Genomic DNA, 17,262 nt, shown 5'->3' on the forward strand with positions numbered 1-17,262 from the left:
GCGCGATCGGCGACGCGTACCGTGGACGGCGACCTCGGGGCACCATGGTCGTTTCGGCACGACCGGAGTCTGACGTCGGTGCTGCGAGAATTGGTGCCACGACCAGTACACATGCATGCCCGACAGGCGCGAGTCAGGAGAAGTGTTTCGGTGGGAAAGCTGACGAACAGCATGTGGCGACTCCTGGGCTCCCAGTCGTCACGTAATCAGTCGAAGTCCGTGTCGCTGATCAAGGATGCGGACGCACACACGGCGTGGGCAGGCGGACTCGACGACGACGGGTTCGCCGCCGAGGCGGAGAAGCTCGACATCGGCGCGAGTTCCGACGACCGCGCGCGCTTCCTGGCGCTCGCCCGCGAAGCCGCGGACCGGACCCTCGGCATGCGCCCGTTCGACGTCCAGTTGCAGGGTGCGCTCCGTCTGCTCGAGGGTGACATCGTCGAGATGGCCACTGGTGAGGGCAAGACCCTGGCGGGTGCCATCGGCGCGATCGGACACGTCCTGCAAGGGCACCACGTCCACGTGATCTCGGTGAACGACTATCTGGCCACCCGCGACGCTGAGTGGATGGGACCCCTGTTCACCGCCTTCGGCATCGTGGCGAAGGCGGTGTCGGAGAATTCGGACCGGGACGAGCGCAAGGCCGCGTACGCCGCCGACATCACCTACGGGTCCGTGAACGAGATCGGCTTCGACGTTCTCCGCGATCAGCTGGCGCTGTCCGAAGACGATCTGGTGTCGCCGACACCCGACGTCGCGATCATCGACGAGGCCGACTCGGTGCTCGTCGACGAGGCGCTGGTGCCTCTGGTGCTCGCCGGTTCCACCGAGGCCGAGGCGCCGGATCAGGCGATCCACGACGTGGTGGCCCGGATGAAGAGCAAGCACTACGAGGTCGACACCGAGGGGCGCAATGTCACCCTCACCGACGACGGCGCGGCGTTCGTCGAGGAAGAACTCGGCGGAATCAACCTGTACGACGAGGACCATGTCGGCAGCACGCTCGTCCACGTCAATGTGGCGATGCACGCGCAGTACCTGCTCGAGCGCGACATCCACTACATCGTCCGGGACGGCGGCGTGCATCTGATCAACGCCTCGCGTGGGCGCGTCGCGCAGTTGCAGCGGTGGCCCGACGGTGTCCAGGCCGCGGTCGAGATCAAGGAGGGCCTCAGCCAGACGGATTCGGGTGAGGTGATCGACACGATGACCGTGCAGGCCCTCATCGGCAGGTATCCCAGGGTCTGCGGCATGACCGGCACGGCGCTCGCCGCGGGTGAACAGTTCCGTCAGTTCTACGACCTGCTGGTGTCACAGATCCCACCGAACACCCCGAACATCCGGATCGACGAGGCCGATCGCGTCTACGACTCCAAGGCCAACAAGGTCGAGGCGATCGTCGCGTACGTCAAAGAGGTGCACGAGACCGGGCAGCCGATTCTCATCGGCACCCACGACGTCGCGGAATCCGAGGAGCTCGCGTACTTCCTCGACAAGGCCGGGGTCTCGCCGGTGGTGCTGAACGCCAAGAACGACGCCCAGGAGGCGAAGATCATCGCCGAGGCGGGCGCCCGCGACGCGGTGACGGTCTCGACGCAGATGGCCGGGCGCGGTACCGACATCCGCCTCGGCGGGTCCGGTGACGACGAGTCGGCTCGAGACGATGTCGTGGCGCTGGGCGGTCTCTGTGTGGTCGGCACCGGACGACACGACACCGAGCGTCTCGACAACCAGTTGCGCGGCCGCGCAGGTCGCCAGGGCGATCCGGGTCGCTCGGTGTTCTTCTCCAGCCTCGAGGATCCGGTGGTCACGAAGAATCTCGCATTCAAGCGTGATCCGGTGTCGCAGGCCGAGGACGGCTCGATGGGTGCCAAGGGCATCGATCTGATCGAGCAGGCGCAGCGCATCGCCGAGGGCGTGATGCTGGAACTGCATGCCAACACGTGGCGTTACAACACGCTCGTGAATCAGCAGCGCGACATCGTCGTAAAGCGTCGCATGGAGCTCCTGACCAGCGATGTGGCCCTCGACGAACTGGCTGCCGAAGAACCCACCCGGTATGCCGAGCTGACCGGGACCACGGCGGCGACGGAAACGGCCGACGCAGACGATGCGAAGGCCGACGCGGCGACCGCCGAACGCGGCGAGGCAACCGAAGCAGACGATTCTGCTGCTTCTGGGGCCGACGACGCTGCAGCGCCGGCCCCGGTCACCGAGCCGGTCGAGAAAGAGGTCCTCACCCAGGCGGCGCGTGAGATCATGCTCTTCCACCTCGACCGGGCGTGGGCCGATCATCTCGCGTTCGTGTCCGACGTACGTGCGAGCATCCATCTCCGGTCATTGGGCAAGGAGAGCCCGCTCGACGAGTTCCACAAGCTGATCCTCGACGAGTTCTCGACGCTGCCCGGCGAGGCGGTCGAGAACGCCCGCAAGACGTTCCGGGAGGCGACGATCACCAACGATGGCGTCGACCTCGGGACCGCGGATCTGCACCGCTCGACCACCACCTGGACCTACATGGTCCACGACAACCTCTTCTCGTCGGGCGGCGCGAAAGCCCTCCAGGGCATCATCGGCATCTTCCGGTGACCTCCGGCGGGCGCTCGGAGGTGCCGGCAGAGCGCGACTCGGTGGACCCGCCGGACGAACTGTCCGACGGGTCGGACCGGGTGGTGACCCTACCGAACGCGCTCAGCGTGCTGAGGTTGGCGCTGATCCCGGTGTTCGTGTGGTTGTTGCTGTTCGAGAAGGCCGACGGATGGGCGTTCGCCGTCCTGATGTTCTCGGGGTTCTCCGATTGGGCCGACGGGAAACTCGCCCGGTGGCTCAACCAGTCGTCGCGGATCGGGGCACTCCTCGATCCGGCCGCCGATCGGCTCTACATCGTGATCATCCCGATCGCGTTCGGCCTGCGCGAGTTCCTGCCCTGGTGGTTGATCGGCGTCGTCATAGCCCGTGACGTCGCGCTGTTCGCCACGGCGCCGTTGCTGAGATCGCGTGGACTCGTCGCGCTGCCGGTCCTCTACATCGGGAAGGCCGCCACCTTTGCGCTGATGAGTGCGTTCCCCTGGTTGCTGGCCGGGCAGTTGGACTCGGTCGTCGGGACGATCTGTTATCCCATCGGCTGGGCATTCATGATCTGGGGCGTCGGCCTGTACCTGTGGTCCTTCCTGCTGTACGCGTATCAGACGGTGCTGGTCGTCCGCCGGATGCCCCGCGTCAGATGACCGATGCCGTTTCCGGCGGCCGGACCCACACGGCGGCCGCCGATGACCTAATGTCCTCCGTTTGAAGTAGTTCGAAGTTTTTTTGCCGCCTCCGACAAGAAAGGTGCGACAGTGAGCGAGACCAATGTGCCGCCGTCCCTGCGCTACACGGCCGAGCACGAATGGGTGGAGCGGACCGGGCCCACGACGGTACGGGTCGGGATCACCGACTTCGCGCAGGATGCGCTCGGCGATGTGGTGTTCGTCCAGCTGCCCGGCGCCGACGATGCCGTCGAGAAGGGCGAGTCGTTCGCGGAGGTGGAGTCCACCAAGAGCGTGTCGGACATCTACGGGCCGCTCGACGGGACCGTGTCGGCCGTGAACACCGAGTTGGAGACCACCCCTGAACTGGTGAACTCCGATCCGTACGGGTCCGGCTGGCTCGTCGAGATCACCCTCGCCGACGAGGCAGCGCTCGACTCGGCACTGGCGGAGACCTTGGACGCCGACGGTTACCGCGCCGTCACCGAGAACTGACCGTCGCGGGACGCGCGAGAACTGACCGTCGCGGGACGCGAGAACTGACCATTGCGGGACGCCAGGGTGCCGTGAACTGCGAAAGGCATTCTCTGGTGAGGCCGACCGAGCACGACAACCCGACAACACGGATCGTCAGCGACCGGCGGATCGGGGCGCTGCGACTATCATCGGCGGTGTCCTGGTCGACTCGACCGCCCGTGCGGCGGCCGCGCAACACGGTACGGTTTACTGCAGCAGAACCGGTTCGAGTGCCGATGAGAAGCGGCGAGCCGGACGTTCGAAGGCAGAAGAAGATGCATCGACATCGAAAGCCCGGTGGCGCGGTTCGCGTGGCCGCTCGGGGCCGGTAGGTGTGGGCGCGACGACGCCTACGGGCACCGAGACAGACGAAGGAGAAGTGGTGAGCGAAAACGACAAGGATCTTGAGGCACCGGTGGAAACCACCTCGGTTTTCCGGGAGGAGTTCATCTCCGAACTCGATTCCGGAGCGACCGCCTCGAGTGAACCTGCCGACACCGGGGTGGAGAGGCTCTCGCCCGGCACGGCGTTGCTTGTCGTCAAGCGTGGCCCCAATGCGGGCTCACGATTCCTGCTCGACCAGGCGACCACGTCGGCGGGTCGGCATCCGGACAGCGACATCTTCCTCGATGACGTGACCGTCAGCCGCCGCCACGCGGAATTCCGCCTTGGCGACAACGAATTCCAGGTGGTGGACGTGGGCAGCCTGAACGGTACCTACGTGAACCGGGAACCCGTCGACACCGCGCAGCTGAGCAATGGGGACGAGGTGCAGATCGGCAAGTTCCGCCTGGTCTTCCTCAGCGGCCCGCGCGACGGCCAAGCGGGCGCCTGACCTCGTGACCGCATCGTCGGCGGGTCAGCACGGAGAAGGGTCGATGTCGATCGGCTCTGTCCTGGCGCTGCTGCGTGAGGACTTCCCGGACGTGACGATCTCGAAGATCCGGTTCCTGGAGTCCGAGGGGTTGATCACGCCCGAACGCGCGCCGTCGGGCTATCGCAGGTTCAGTACGAACGACTGTGAGCGGCTGCGGTTCGTCCTGACCGCCCAGCGTGACCGCTATCTGCCGCTCAAGGTGATCAAGGAGCAACTCGAGGCGATCGATCGCGGTGAGGGAGGCGCAGGCGCCGGGGGCACCCGGTTGTTGTCCGCTGCCCGCAACGCGGTCGCCCCGGCCACGGATTTCGGTTCGCGCGGCGGTCGGGTATCGCGGGAGACGCTGATCGAGCGAACCGGGGTCGACTCGGCGTTCGTGACGGAGTTGCTCCGCAACGGGCTGCTGACACCGGGGCCTGCGGGATTCTTCGACGAGGATGCGGTCCGTCTGGTGGAGGCCGCCGCCGCGTTGGCGAACTACGGCGTGGAGACGCGTCACCTCCGCGCCTTCAAGGTGTCCGCGGATCGTGAGGCCGGATTGGTTGCGCAGATCGCGAATCCCATCGCCAAGGGCAAGGGCACGGGTGCCCGGGACCGGGCCGAGGAGTTGGCCCGGGAGATCGCGGCGCTGTCGGTGACCCTGCACACCCAGTTGGTCAAGGCTGCGGTCCGGGGCGTACTGGACTGATGGGTCCGCGACTCACGTCGCGGCCGCGTGACGCGGTGTAGCGTCGTTGACATCGATACGGCGCCGGGACGTGGTTAACGGGGCTGTCGAGTAGTGTCCTGGCGATCACGAGGAAGCGGGTGCTAGATGGGCGAAATGCGAGTCGTGGGCATTCGGGTCGAGCCGCCACAGAGCCAGCCGGTACTGCTGCTGCGCGAGGTCGAAGGCGAACGCTACCTACCGATCTGGATCGGGCAGAGTGAAGCGGCGTCGATTGCCTTGCAGCAGAAGGGCATCGAACCGCCGAGGCCGCTCACGCACGATCTGATCGTCAACCTGATCACCGAATTCGGGCGAACCCTGAAAGAGGTTCGGATCGTCGACATGCAGGAGGGCACGTTCTACGCGGAGATGGTCTTCGCGGACGACCTGAGGGTGTCGGCGCGTCCGTCGGATTCCATCGCCGTGGCGATGCGGGCCGGAGTGCCGATCGTCGCCGAGGAGGATGTGCTGACCGAGGCCGGGTTGCTGATTCCGGACGAGGACGGCACCGAGGGCGAACCGGGCGATGGGAAAGAGGACGAGGTCGAGAAATTCAAGGAATTCCTCGACAACGTCTCACCGGATGATTTCAAGGCGAGCGGCGGCGCCTGAGTCCCATTTGGTCACGGAACGGACACCGTGGGGTCACCGTTTGCTCGATCTCAAGTTGAGGTTGAGGTTGCACCGCGCGTCGCGTTGATTTGCGACTCCCGCCCGACCTACCGTTCACACGTCGCCCGTTTTCGGCGGGGACGGAGGATGATCGTCCGTCAGGCGCGTACTGTTGAAGCAGTCCTCGAGGCCGCTCTTCGAGGTTCGGAGCCTGTCGAGTCGGTCCAGACGTTGCGAGGGAGTCTGCAGTGGGCGATAAGCCGTTCGACGACGGAGTGACGTCACCGACGGATGCGGCACCTGACGGTGCCGCCGAGAACGCCCGTACCCGATCCGCGACGCAGGGCAGTCTGGAAGACATCGCTCCGGGCCTCTTCCCGAACGACACGGTGCCCGACGAATTGGTCGGATACCGGGTGCCGAGTGCGTGCCAGATCGCCGGCATCACCTATCGGCAACTCGACTACTGGGCCCGCACCTCGCTGGTTGTTCCGTCGATCCGGGGGGCCGCCGGTTCGGGTAGTCAGCGTCTGTACTCGTTCAAGGACATCCTGGTCCTGAAGATCGTCAAGCGTCTCCTCGACACCGGGATCTCACTGCAGAACATCCGTGTCGCCGTCGATCATCTCCGCAAGCGTGGCGTCGAGGATCTCGCCCGGATCACCCTCTTCTCCGACGGGACGACCGTCTACGAGTGCACCTCTGCCGAGGAGGTCGTCGATCTGCTTCAGGGCGGTCAGGGTGTCTTCGGGATCGCGGTGAGCGGAGCGATGCGCGAATTGACCGGCACCATCGCCGATTTCCCGGGTGAACGGGCCGACGGCGGTGTGACCGAGACCGCCCCGGAGGACGAATTGGCGGCGCGTCGTAAGAACCGGACCCGCCGCACCGGCTGACCTGCCGACAGCCCCGGCAGCCCCATTGCGGGGTTGAACTGCAGAGCAGCCGCCGGGGTTGAGCTGCAGAGCATTCGCCCACCCGTATACTGGGTGGGCGTCGCTACGTCACGGGAGAGCGCCACCGATCGGGTTGGGGTGGCCGCCGAAGGAGCAACACCTCCTCGTCAAACTCTCAGGCACCCAGGACCGTGGTGTTGACGGCGTCTCTGGAAAGTGACCCGGGGAGACCCGGGCCCGCCCACGGTGAAAGGCCGCTCCGGTGTCCCGGAACGACCGAATCTCTCAGGCGTCTGGCATCCGTGCTGCGGATCCCCGGATATGACAGAGGGGGAGGGCCGCAGACCGCCGAGAGGTTGACCTGTCATGCCCGCCACTTCCGCGTCCGATCCGGTGACCTTCATCGACCGCCATGTCGGTCCCGATCCCGCCGAGACCGACCGCATCCTCGCCGAGATCGGGGTCTCCTCACTCGACGAACTCGCCGAGCGGGTCGTCCCGTCCGTGATCGCCGACGACCCGGGTGCCAACGGTCTGCACGCACTGCCGCCCGCCATCGGTGAACACGATGTGCACGACCGCCTCGCCGAACTCGCGTCGCGCAACGTGGTCGCCCGATCGATGATCGGGCTCGGCTACCACGACACCTTCACCCCGCCGGTCATCCTGCGGAACGTGCTGGAGAACCCGGCCTGGTACACCGCCTACACGCCGTATCAGCCGGAGATCAGCCAGGGACGACTCGAGGCCCTGCTGAACTTCCAGACCATGGTCGCCGACCTCACCGCGATGGAGGTCGCCAACGCGTCGATGCTCGACGAGGCGACCGCCGCCGCCGAGGCGATGACCCTGATGCGTCGTTCGGGCAAGTCCCGCTCACCGCGCCTCGTGGTCGACGCCGATCTGTTCCCGCAGACGCGCGCTCTGCTCGACACACGGGCCGAGCCGCTCGGGATCGAACTGATCGAGGCGTCGTTGCATCCGTCATTGCCCGGATGCGGCCTGCCCGACGGCGACTTCTTCGGCGTTGTGCTCCAGGTTCCGGGCGCATCCGGCCGGATCCTCGACGTCGCGCCGATCATCGCGGCCGCGCACGATCGCGGCGCGTTGGTCTCGGTCGGGGCCGATCTGCTGGCGCTGACGCTGATCACGCCTCCGGGCGAACAGGGGGCCGACGTGTGCTTCGGCACCACTCAGCGCTTCGGCGTGCCGATGGGATTCGGTGGTCCGCACGCCGGCTACCTGGCGGTGCACTCCGCCCACGCGCGACAGTTGCCGGGACGGCTCGTCGGCGTCTCCAAGGACGCCGACGGCAACCTCGCCTATCGGCTGTCACTGCAGACGCGTGAACAGCACATCCGACGGGAGAAGGCCACCAGCAACATCTGCACAGCTCAGGTGCTGCTCGCCGTGATGGCCGCCATGTACGCCTCCTACCACGGCGCGGACGGTCTGCGCGCGATCGCCCGGCGGGTACACGACGGCGCGGTTTTCCTGGCCGACAGCCTGACGGTCGCCGGCTTCTCGATCGCGCACTCCTCGTTCTTCGACACCATCGTGGTGCGCGCACCCGGCCAGGCCGACGCGATCGTCGCGAACGCCAAACGCGACGGCGACATCAACCTGCGGCGGATCGACGCGGACTCGGTGGGCATCGCCTGCGACGAGACGACCACCGACGCCGACCTGGCCGCTGTGCTGCGTGCGTTCAGTGCCGAAGGGGTTCGGCGCCATTCGTTCGCGCAGCCGATCGAGACACGGCAGAGCGACTTCCTCACGCACCCGGCGTTCAACCGCTACCGCACCGAGACGTCGATGTTGAGGTACCTGCGTGCGCTGTCCGACAAGGACATCGCGCTCGACCGGAGCATGATCCCGCTCGGGTCGTGCACGATGAAGCTCAATGCGACCGCGGAGATGGAACCGGTCACCTGGCCCGGGTTCGCACGCCTACATCCGTTTGCGCCGGCCTCCGACACCACCGGGATCCGTGAACTCATCACGACGCTGGAGGACTGGCTGGTCACGATCACCGGCTACGACCGGGTCAGCCTGCAGCCGAACGCCGGCTCCCAGGGCGAGTACGCAGGCCTCCTGGCGATTCGTCGGTACCACCGCAGCCGGGACGAGGCGGACCGCGACGTCTGCCTGATCCCGTCGAGCGCCCACGGCACCAACGCCGCATCTGCGGTGATGGCGGGGATGCGAGTGGTGGTCGTCGGATGCCGCGAGAACGGCGACGTCGACGTCGACGACCTGCGCGTCAAGATCGAGAAGCATCGGGACGCGCTGGCGGCCATCATGATCACGTATCCGTCCACCCATGGTGTTTTCGAGCACGACATCGAGGAGATCTGCGCGGCTGTGCATGACGCAGGTGGCCAGGTCTATGTCGACGGCGCCAACCTCAACGCGCTTGTCGGAGTGGCCCGGCCGGGCCGGTTCGGCGGTGACGTCAGCCACCTGAACCTGCACAAGACGTTCTGCATCCCGCACGGGGGAGGAGGACCAGGGGTCGGGCCGGTTGCCGTGCGCGCGCATCTCGCGCCGTTCCTGCCAGGTCATCCCCTTGCCGACGAACTGCCGTCGGAGGGCACGATCTCGGCCGCCCCCTACGGTTCTGCGTCGATCCTGCCGATCACCTACGCCTACATCGCCATGATGGGGGCGGACGGTCTGCGCCGCGCCACCCTGACGGCGATCGCGTCGGCCAACTACATCGCGCGCCGGCTGCGCGGCCACTTTCCGGTGCTCTACACGGGCCGCGGCAGCGAATCAGCGCGAACCGACGGCGAGGGGTTCGTCGCGCACGAGTGCATCCTGGATCTGCGCCAGCTGACCAAGGCGACCGGAGTGACCGTCGACGACGTGGCAAAACGCCTGGCCGACTACGGCTTCCACGCTCCGACGATGAGTTTCCCGGTCGCCGGGACACTGATGGTCGAGCCGACTGAGAGTGAGAATCTCGACGAACTCGATGCGTTCTGTGAGGCGATGATCGCCATTCGCACCGAGATCGACCGGGTCGGCTCGGGCGAATGGTCCGTCGACGACAACCCGTTGCGGGGAGCTCCGCACACCGCCGAGGCGCTGGTCGGGGACTGGGATCATCCGTATTCGCGAGAACTCGCGGTGTATCCGCTGGTACTTCCGTCGGCAGGCGGACGGGCCAAGGTGTGGCCTGCGGTGCGACGGATCGACAACGCCTTCGGTGACCGGAATCTGGTGTGCAGTTGCCCACCGATCGAGGCGTTCAGCAGCTGAGAGGCGCCCCCGGCGGCCTGAGAACTGCGGGTCAGCTACCGCCGGGCTTGGGGCCGCTGTCGGGCCCATAGACGAGGCGATTGATGGTGACCGTCGCGGCGTCCTCGGGGTTCGGCATCGGGTTGTCGGTGATCGGGAACGTCACCGTTGCGTTCGGCTCGGGCATCGGGGCGTCGCCGCGGAATCCGAGTGCGGTGAGTTTGCCGAGCTGGTCCGGCTTGCTGACGAAGTCGAAGAACTCGGACACCGCATCGGTCTGCTCGGGTGAGACCTGTGAACCCGCCATCCGGACGATCGGATAGTCGGCGATCGGGGTCGGTCCGTCCGGCACCACTTCGGAGAGCCGTGCCGAGGTGTCCGAGCGGGTCAGCTGGAACAGCGACTGTTCCGTGATCGGCACCGCGTGGATCGGAGAGGTCGCCGGGTCGTCGGCGTCGGCGATCGAGCGCGCGGCACCGGCCGCCGACCCGTCCGGCGACTGCGGGGCACCCGTCAGCATCGCGTCGACACTCGAGGCCACGCGAGGTGAGCTCGCGTCCTGCTCGGTGAGCGCACCCGTGGTCCGGGTCACCTGCATCGCGACCGCCTGGGCCGACAGCGCGGTGGCGTCGGACTGCGCACCGGTGGGCATCGCGAGACGGATCGACCCCCAGCTGCCCAGGCCGTAGTCGCCGAGGCTGCTGCTGCGTTTCTGCAGGGTGGGCAATTGCTGCCAGTCGAGTTTGCCGTCGAGGGCCTTGGCCAGCTGGGGTGCGGTGGCGAGCACGACCGGAGACGACACCAACGACGTGGGTTTGCCGTCGATCGCATCGGGCTTGGCCGTGGACAGGTCCGCCGTCCAGATCGATGACTGCGGAACCCAGGCAGCCGGATAGGCGCCGAGCGCCGCGGAATCCCACGTGCCTGCCAGTCCGTCGAGGGTGACCTTGGCATCGGCCGGTCGGACCTCGATGGTCACGCAGTGATCTCGCACCACCGGTCGGGTCTTGGCGTAGTCCTGCGCGAGTGTCTTCAGCGGGCCGGCGATGTCGGGATCGGCGATCACCGGGACCTTGGTCGTACCCTCGACGCAGTTCGCCGCGGCCTGATCACCTTGGCGGTCTATCCGGTCGCCGAGTTGCGCCCAGAGCAGCACCAGGGCGGCGACCAGGATGATCGACAACAGGGAACCGACGAGGCCACGACTGACACCGCGACCGCGTACCCCCGCGCGACCGTCAGTACTTCGATGGTGTGCCAAGCCCCCCTGCCTTCCGCTCATCGGGCCGACGTCCACCCCGGTCCCGTTTGACCGGGGTGACAACGGACGACGATAGCGGAGATCGCGGTGCCGGCACCATGGCGGGGGCTGTGCGAATGCTCGGGAGCCCGCCCGTCAGGCGTTGGCGGCCTTGAACTCGCGCCGCTTGCGATGCAGGATCGGCTCGGTGTAGCCGCTCGGTTGCTTCGCACCTTCGAGGATAAGCTCCTTGGCCGCCTGGAAGGCGATGTTGGAGTCGAAATCGGGTGCCATCGGGCGATATGTGGCGTCGCCTGCGTTCTGTCGGTCGACCACCGGGGCCATCCGTTCGAGCGATGCCACGATGTCGGATTCGGTCACGATGCCGTGATGGAGCCAGTTGGCCAGCAGCTGGCTGGAGATCCGCAGGGTGGCACGGTCTTCCATCAGCGCGATGTCGTGGATGTCAGGCACCTTGGAGCAGCCGACGCCCTGGTCGACCCAGCGGACCACATAGCCGAGGATGGACTGGCAGTTGTTGTCGAGCTCTTCCTTCTTCTCCTCGGCCGACCAGTCGGTCTTCGGCGCGAGCGGGATCGTGAGGATGTCGTCGACCGATGCCGGATCACGCTTGGCGATCTCGTCCTGGCGCTCGAAGACGTCGACGAGGTGGTAGTGCAGCGCATGCAGGGTCGCAGCGGTGGGCGACGGCACCCATGCGGTGGTGGCGCCTGCCTTCGGGTGACCGATCTTCTGCTCGAGCATGTCGTGCATCAGGTCCGGCATCGCCCACATGCCCTTGCCGATCTGCGCCTTGTGCTGCAGCCCGGCGTGCAGTCCGGTGTCGACGTTGAAGTCCTCATACGCCTTGATCCACTTCTGCTGCTTCATGTCGCCCTTGCGGATCATCGCGCCGGCTTCCATGGAGGTGTGGATCTCGTCGCCGGTGCGGTCGAGGAAGCCGGTGTTGATGAACACCACGCGATCCTCGGCGGCCTTGATGCACGCCTTGAGATTGACGGTGGTGCGTCGCTCCTCGTCCATGATGCCGACCTTGAGGGTGTTCTCCGGCAGGCCGAGAACCTTCTCCACCCGATCGAAGAGTTCGACGGTGAACGCGACCTCGTCGGGTCCGTGCATCTTGGGCTTCACGATGTAGATCGACCCGGTCCGGGAGTTCTGCTGTCCCTGCGGGGACATGCCGTGGATGCCGATCAACGACGTGAAGAGTCCGTCGAGGATCCCCTCGGGGACCTCGTTGCCGTCGGCGTCGAGAATCGCACTGTTGGTCATCAGGTGCCCGACGTTGCGCACGAACAGCAGGGAACGTCCATGCAGGTCGAAACCGGAACCGTCGGGTGCGGTGTACTCGCGGTTACCGTTGAGGACGCGGGTGAAGGTCTTGCCGCCCTTGGCGACCTCCTCGCTGAGGTCACCCTTGTTGAGACCCAGCCAGTTCCGGTAGCCGAGCACCTTGTCGTCGGCGTCGACCGCGGCGACCGAATCCTCGAAGTCCATGATGGTGGTGATCGCCGACTCCACGACGACGTCCTTCACCCCGGCCGGATCCGTCGAGCCGATCGGCGACGACGGATCGATCTCGATGTCGAGGTAGAGGCCGTTGTTGCGCAACAGGATCGACGTCGGGGCGGCGGCCTCGCCGCGGTAGCCCGTGAACGCCGACGGATCGGCGAGGGTGGAGGTCGTGCCGTCGGCAAGCGTGACCTGGACGGCGGAGTCGACCACCGCGAACGCGGTCACGTCGGTGTAGCTGCACTGCTCGAGCGGGACGGCCTTGTCCAGGAAGTCCTTCGCGTACGCGATGACCTTGTCGCCGCGCACCTTGTTGTAGGAGGAGCCCTTCTCGGCGCCGCCGGTCTCGGGGATGGCGTCGGTGCCGTACAGGGCGTCGTAGAGCGAGCCCCATCGGGCGTTGGAGGCGTTGAGTGCGAAGCGCGCGTTGAGGATCGGGACCACCAGCTGCGGTCCCGCCGTCTCGGCGATCTCACGGTCGACGTTCTCGGTCCCGATCTGGAAGTCGGCGGGCGGATCGACCAGGTAGCCGATCTCGGTGAGGAACGCCTTGTAGGTGTCGAAGTCCAGATCGCCGGCGGTCGCGGGATGGTCGCGATGCCACTGGTCGATCTTCGCCTGCAGATCGTCGCGCACGGACAGCAGTTCACGGTTGCGGGGCGCCAGGTCGGTGATCACCGAGGCCGCACCCGTCCAGAAGGTGTCGGGGTCTACACCGGTGCCGGGCAACGCCTCGTTGTTGATGAAGTCGTACAGGACGGAAGCGACCTGCAGCCCGTTGACGTTGATCCGGTCAGACATGACAGCCTTTCTCCAGCGGTGAATCGACACGTTCATGCTACTCGTCGGTAATCTGCCCCGACACCGGGTATCCGGGCAGGTCCGAGACGGGCGAGAAGGTCAGTTGACGGAGCTCACAGTCGGTTCGAAAGTGCGAGTAGATCGCTCAGGCGTTGTGACAGTGCCGCCCGCAACTCCCTGCCGTCCTCGGCGATGGCGGACTGTTCGCGCACATACTGCGCGCGTCCTGCCGCGGTCTCGACGGGCACCGGCTCGTAACCCAGCGCCCTGAGGTCGTAGGGGCTAGCCCGCATGTCGAGCTCCCGTGCGCGCAGGGCGGATCGGAAGCAGGCGAGGGTGAGGTCGGAGTCGATCAGCGGCGCGAGTGTGAAGCACGCCCGATAGAGGTCCATCGTCGTGTGCAGACATCCGGGCTGCTCGTCGTGCACCTGCCGGTCCCGGGTCAGCTCGGCCTCGTTTCGCGGCCGTGCCTCCGGCGTGAAGAACCGGAACGCATCGAAATGCGTACAGCGCAGTGGCATCTCCTCGACGACGGCATCGGTCCCGGCCCGTCCGAGACGCAGCGGGACGTCGTGGCGCTTCTCGGCGCTCCGGTAGACCATCGCCCACTCGTGCAGGCCGAAGCACCCGAGGCGCGCGGGGCGTGACGCGGTCGCGTGCAGGAGTGCGGCCGTGGCACCGACGGCACCTACGCGGTCGCGGAGGTATCCGGGATCCACCGTCACCGCGTCGCCGACGCGATGGTAGCCGCGCAGACCGAGGAGTTCGTCGCCGTCCTCGAGGTGGACGCCGAAGCCCGGATGCCATCTCCTCACGTGTGCGGGACGAGACGAGTAGAAGGTGAACAGGAAGTCGATGACGGGATGCTTCGCGCCGTTCTTGCGGGCTCGCAGGTACGGCCCGATCAGGTCGTCGACGCGGGCACGGTGATCGTCGCGCCGAGCGCGCCATTGTGTCGAGGTCAGATGTCGGCTCGTGGCGCGACGCATCTCCGTCGATGTCATCGGTTCACACCCGGTGGGTCTCGTCACGGACATTGCCGACGAACTCCTCGACGAGGTCGGCGAGCGCGACGATGCCGACCGTCCGTCCGGAGTCGTCGACCACCGCACCGATGTGGGCGCTCGTGCGCCGCAATGCCGCGGTCGCCTCGTCGAGCGGGGTGGTCGATGCGATCACCGGTAGCGGACGGATCTTGTCGATGCCGATGATGGTGTCCGGACCGATCCGCTCGTCGAGGATCTCGTCCAGCACGTCTTTGAGGTGGAGATATCCGGTGAACGTCCCGTCGGGACCGCGCACCGGAAAGCGCGAGAACCCGGTGTCGCTGACCGCGTGCTCGACCGCCCCGAGTGTCGGCCCGGTGCCGCCGGTCTCGGAATCGACCTCCACGCCGACGCTGTGCATCTGTTCCAGGGAGATCATCACCTCGCTCACGGTGCGGCCCACCGACTGCAGTGCGCGGGTCAGTCGCTCGTGTTCTTCGGCGTCGATGAGACCTTCCTGCTTCGACTCACCGAGCATCTGCGCGAGTTCGCCGGCGGAGACCGCCGAGTCGAGCTCGTCCTTGGGTTGTACACGCATCAGGCGCAGCGACGAGTTCGCCAGCCAGTTGTAGAAGGCGATCAGGGGGCGCGCCATGCGGATGAACGCGAGATGTGCGGGCACCAGGAGCATGGCGGAGCGCTCGGGGCCGGCCAGCGCGATGTTCTTGGGCACCATCTCGCCGATGAGGATGTGCAGGACCACCACGAGCGACAGGGCGACGGCGAACGAGATCGGGTGCAGCAGGGCTTCCGGCACATGTGCCAGATGCAAGGGTTTCTCGATCAGATGCGCGACCGCGGGCTCGCCGACGCGACCGAGCAGGATCGAGCAGATGGTGATGCCCAGCTGTGCACCGGCCAGCATCAGTGACAGACGTTCGCCTGCCCTGATCACCGTCCGGGCACGCTTCTTGCCACTTTCCTCGAGCGCTTCGAGGCGGTCGCGGCGCGCGGAGATGAGCGAGAACTCGGCACCGACGAAGAATGCGTTGCCGCCGAGCAGCACGATCGTGAGGAGGACGGCCCAGACGTCGTTCACTCCGTGCCCCGATCTATTCCGCTGCGACCGAGGGGCGTGTCGTCGGAGGGGGTGCTGTCGGGTGGGATGTCGTCGAGTCGCACGTCGTCGTGTTGGATGTCGTGCTGGATGTCGCCGTGCCGGATGTCGTCGCGGACGGGGCGTAACGAGACCACATCGATTCGGCGACCGTCCATCTGCGTCACGGTCGCACGCCAGGTGATCTCGGTACCCGGCAGGGGCTCGTCCTCGTCGTCCTCGTCGTCGTCTCCGCCGATCGATCGGGTCGGCAGCTCGACGGCGTCGCCGACCTCGGGTATCCGTCCGAGGCAGAACATCACCAGGCCGCCGAGTGTGTCGTAGGACCCCTCCGGAGCCCGATAGCCGGTGGCGTCGGTCAGTTCGTCGATGCGGAGCAATCCGGAGCACAGGAATCCGTCGCCGTCGACCGCGACATCGGCGCGTTCGTGGTCGTGCTCGTCGGTCACATCGCCGAGGATCTCCTCGATCAGGTCCTCGGTGGTGACGATGCCCGCGGTCCCGCCGTACTCATCGATCACCACGCACAGCTCCATGCCGTCGGCGCGGATTCGTTCCATCAGGGCGTCGCCGTCGAGGCTGGTCGGGACGCGGGGGACCGGCCGCGCGATGGATGCGACCGTCGTGTCGCCGGCGTGTTCGGGCGCGACGGTGAAGGCCTGCTTGATGTGGACGACGCCCACGAGGTCGTCGAGATCGCCGTCGATCACGACCGGGAACCGGGAGTGACCCGTGCGCGACGACGCCATCACCAGATCGCGGATGTTGTCGTCGCGGTCGAGACAGTCGACCGTCACCCGCGGGGTCATCAGGTCCTCGGCGCTGAGCTCACCGAACTTGAGTGAGCGGTCGACGAGCGCCGCGGTGTCCTCGTCGATGGACCCCTGGCGGGCCGAGTTGCGTACCAGCGACACGAGTTCCTGGGGCGACCGGGCAGACCGCAACTCCTCGGCGGGTTCGATGCCCAGTCGGCGGACGATCCAGTTCGCCGAGCCGTTCAGGCCGTTGATCGCCCAGCGGAAGGTCGCCGAGAACACGGTCATCGGACCAGACGTCGCGCGGGCGACGGCGAGCGACTTGGCGATGGCCAGATTCTTCGGGATCAGCTCGCCGAGCACCATCGACAGCGAGGTGGCGATGATCAGTGCGAGCGCCAGCGAGATCCCGGACGCCAGTGAGTCGCTCACGCCCGCCGAGGTCAGTGCCGGGGTGAAGATGCGTGCCAACACCGGCTCGGCGATGTAACCGGTGATCAGCGTGGTGATGGTGATGCCGAGCTGCGCACCGGACAGTTGGAACGACAAGGTCGCGTGCGCCCGCTGGACCAGGCGAGATCGGCGGTCGCCGTTGGTGGCGACGTCGTCGGAGATGGTGGATCGTTCGAGCGCGGTCAGTGAGAACTCCGCGGCGACGAACAGTGCGGTGCCGAGCGTCAGCGCGACGAAGCCGACGAGACCGGCGATGAGGAGGGCTGTCTCCACCCC

13 protein-coding genes and 1 riboswitch are annotated in these 17,262 nt (G+C 66.7%); of the genes, 8 read left to right on the forward strand and 5 right to left on the reverse strand.

Annotated elements, in window-relative coordinates; all coding sequences use genetic code 11:
• The first annotated feature begins 150 nt into the window (after positions 1-150).
• The 8 genes from secA2 (at position 151) to gcvP (ending at position 10,122) form a co-directional block, all read left to right on the forward strand.
• Positions 151-2,589 (forward strand): accessory Sec system translocase SecA2, encoded by a 2,439-nt coding sequence (gene secA2 / locus IDF66_RS20740; RefSeq protein WP_190268436.1) that lies wholly within the window; start codon positions 151-153, stop codon positions 2,587-2,589.
• A gap of 41 nt (positions 2,590-2,630) precedes the next feature.
• The gene (locus IDF66_RS20745; RefSeq protein ID WP_164309950.1) at positions 2,631-3,227 is read left to right on the forward strand and encodes a CDP-alcohol phosphatidyltransferase family protein; all 597 of its coding nucleotides are present in this window, start codon (positions 2,631-2,633) and stop codon (positions 3,225-3,227) included.
• Positions 3,228-3,338: 111 nt separating this feature from the next.
• The gene (gene gcvH, locus IDF66_RS20750) at positions 3,339-3,743 is read left to right on the forward strand and encodes a glycine cleavage system protein GcvH (RefSeq protein WP_190268437.1); all 405 of its coding nucleotides are present in this window, start codon (positions 3,339-3,341) and stop codon (positions 3,741-3,743) included.
• A 400-nt stretch (positions 3,744-4,143) separates the two neighbouring features.
• The gene (garA, locus tag IDF66_RS20755; RefSeq protein WP_164309949.1) at positions 4,144-4,599 is read left to right on the forward strand and encodes a glycogen accumulation regulator GarA; all 456 of its coding nucleotides are present in this window, start codon (positions 4,144-4,146) and stop codon (positions 4,597-4,599) included.
• A 4-nt stretch (positions 4,600-4,603) separates the two neighbouring features.
• On the forward strand, positions 4,604-5,329 hold the full coding sequence (ftsR, locus tag IDF66_RS20760; protein WP_455428763.1) for a transcriptional regulator FtsR: 726 nt from the start codon (positions 4,604-4,606) through the stop codon (positions 5,327-5,329).
• Positions 5,330-5,455: 126 nt separating this feature from the next.
• Positions 5,456-5,962 (forward strand): bifunctional nuclease family protein, encoded by a 507-nt coding sequence (locus tag IDF66_RS20765; RefSeq protein ID WP_190268438.1) that lies wholly within the window; start codon positions 5,456-5,458, stop codon positions 5,960-5,962.
• Between the two features lie 248 nt (positions 5,963-6,210).
• Entirely contained in the window at positions 6,211-6,858 is a 648-nt protein-coding gene (locus tag IDF66_RS20770; protein ID WP_164309898.1) for a MerR family transcriptional regulator, read from the forward strand.
• Between the two features lie 101 nt (positions 6,859-6,959).
• Positions 6,960-7,060: riboswitch (glycine riboswitch) on the forward strand.
• A 164-nt stretch (positions 7,061-7,224) separates the two neighbouring features.
• Positions 7,225-10,122 (forward strand): aminomethyl-transferring glycine dehydrogenase, encoded by a 2,898-nt coding sequence (gene gcvP / locus IDF66_RS20775; RefSeq protein WP_190268439.1) that lies wholly within the window; start codon positions 7,225-7,227, stop codon positions 10,120-10,122.
• A 31-nt stretch (positions 10,123-10,153) separates the two neighbouring features.
• Here the strand turns inward: gcvP and IDF66_RS20780 are convergent, their stop codons facing one another.
• From IDF66_RS20780 to IDF66_RS20800, 5 genes are all read right to left on the reverse strand, one after another.
• Entirely contained in the window at positions 10,154-11,362 is a 1,209-nt protein-coding gene (locus tag IDF66_RS20780) for a hypothetical protein (RefSeq protein WP_190268656.1), read from the reverse strand.
• A 135-nt stretch (positions 11,363-11,497) separates the two neighbouring features.
• Positions 11,498-13,675, reverse strand: a complete 2,178-nt coding sequence (locus tag IDF66_RS20785) for a malate synthase G (RefSeq protein WP_164309895.1) — start codon at positions 13,673-13,675, stop codon at positions 11,498-11,500.
• A 113-nt stretch (positions 13,676-13,788) separates the two neighbouring features.
• Complete coding sequence (locus tag IDF66_RS20790) at positions 13,789-14,679, reverse strand: 3-methyladenine DNA glycosylase (protein WP_190268440.1); 891 nt, start codon at positions 14,677-14,679, stop codon at positions 13,789-13,791.
• A gap of 4 nt (positions 14,680-14,683) precedes the next feature.
• Positions 14,684-15,760, reverse strand: coding sequence for a hemolysin family protein (locus IDF66_RS20795; RefSeq protein ID WP_190268441.1), 1,077 nt, complete (start codon positions 15,758-15,760; stop codon positions 14,684-14,686).
• Positions 15,757-17,259, reverse strand: a complete 1,503-nt coding sequence (locus IDF66_RS20800) for a hemolysin family protein (RefSeq protein WP_190268442.1) — start codon at positions 17,257-17,259, stop codon at positions 15,757-15,759. The genes IDF66_RS20795 and IDF66_RS20800 overlap by 4 nt, the downstream gene beginning before the upstream one ends.
• Between the last annotated feature and the right edge of the window lie 3 nt (positions 17,260-17,262).

Source organism: Gordonia hankookensis, from assembly GCF_014673215.1.
Lineage (GTDB): Bacteria > Actinomycetota > Actinomycetes > Mycobacteriales > Mycobacteriaceae > Gordonia > Gordonia hankookensis.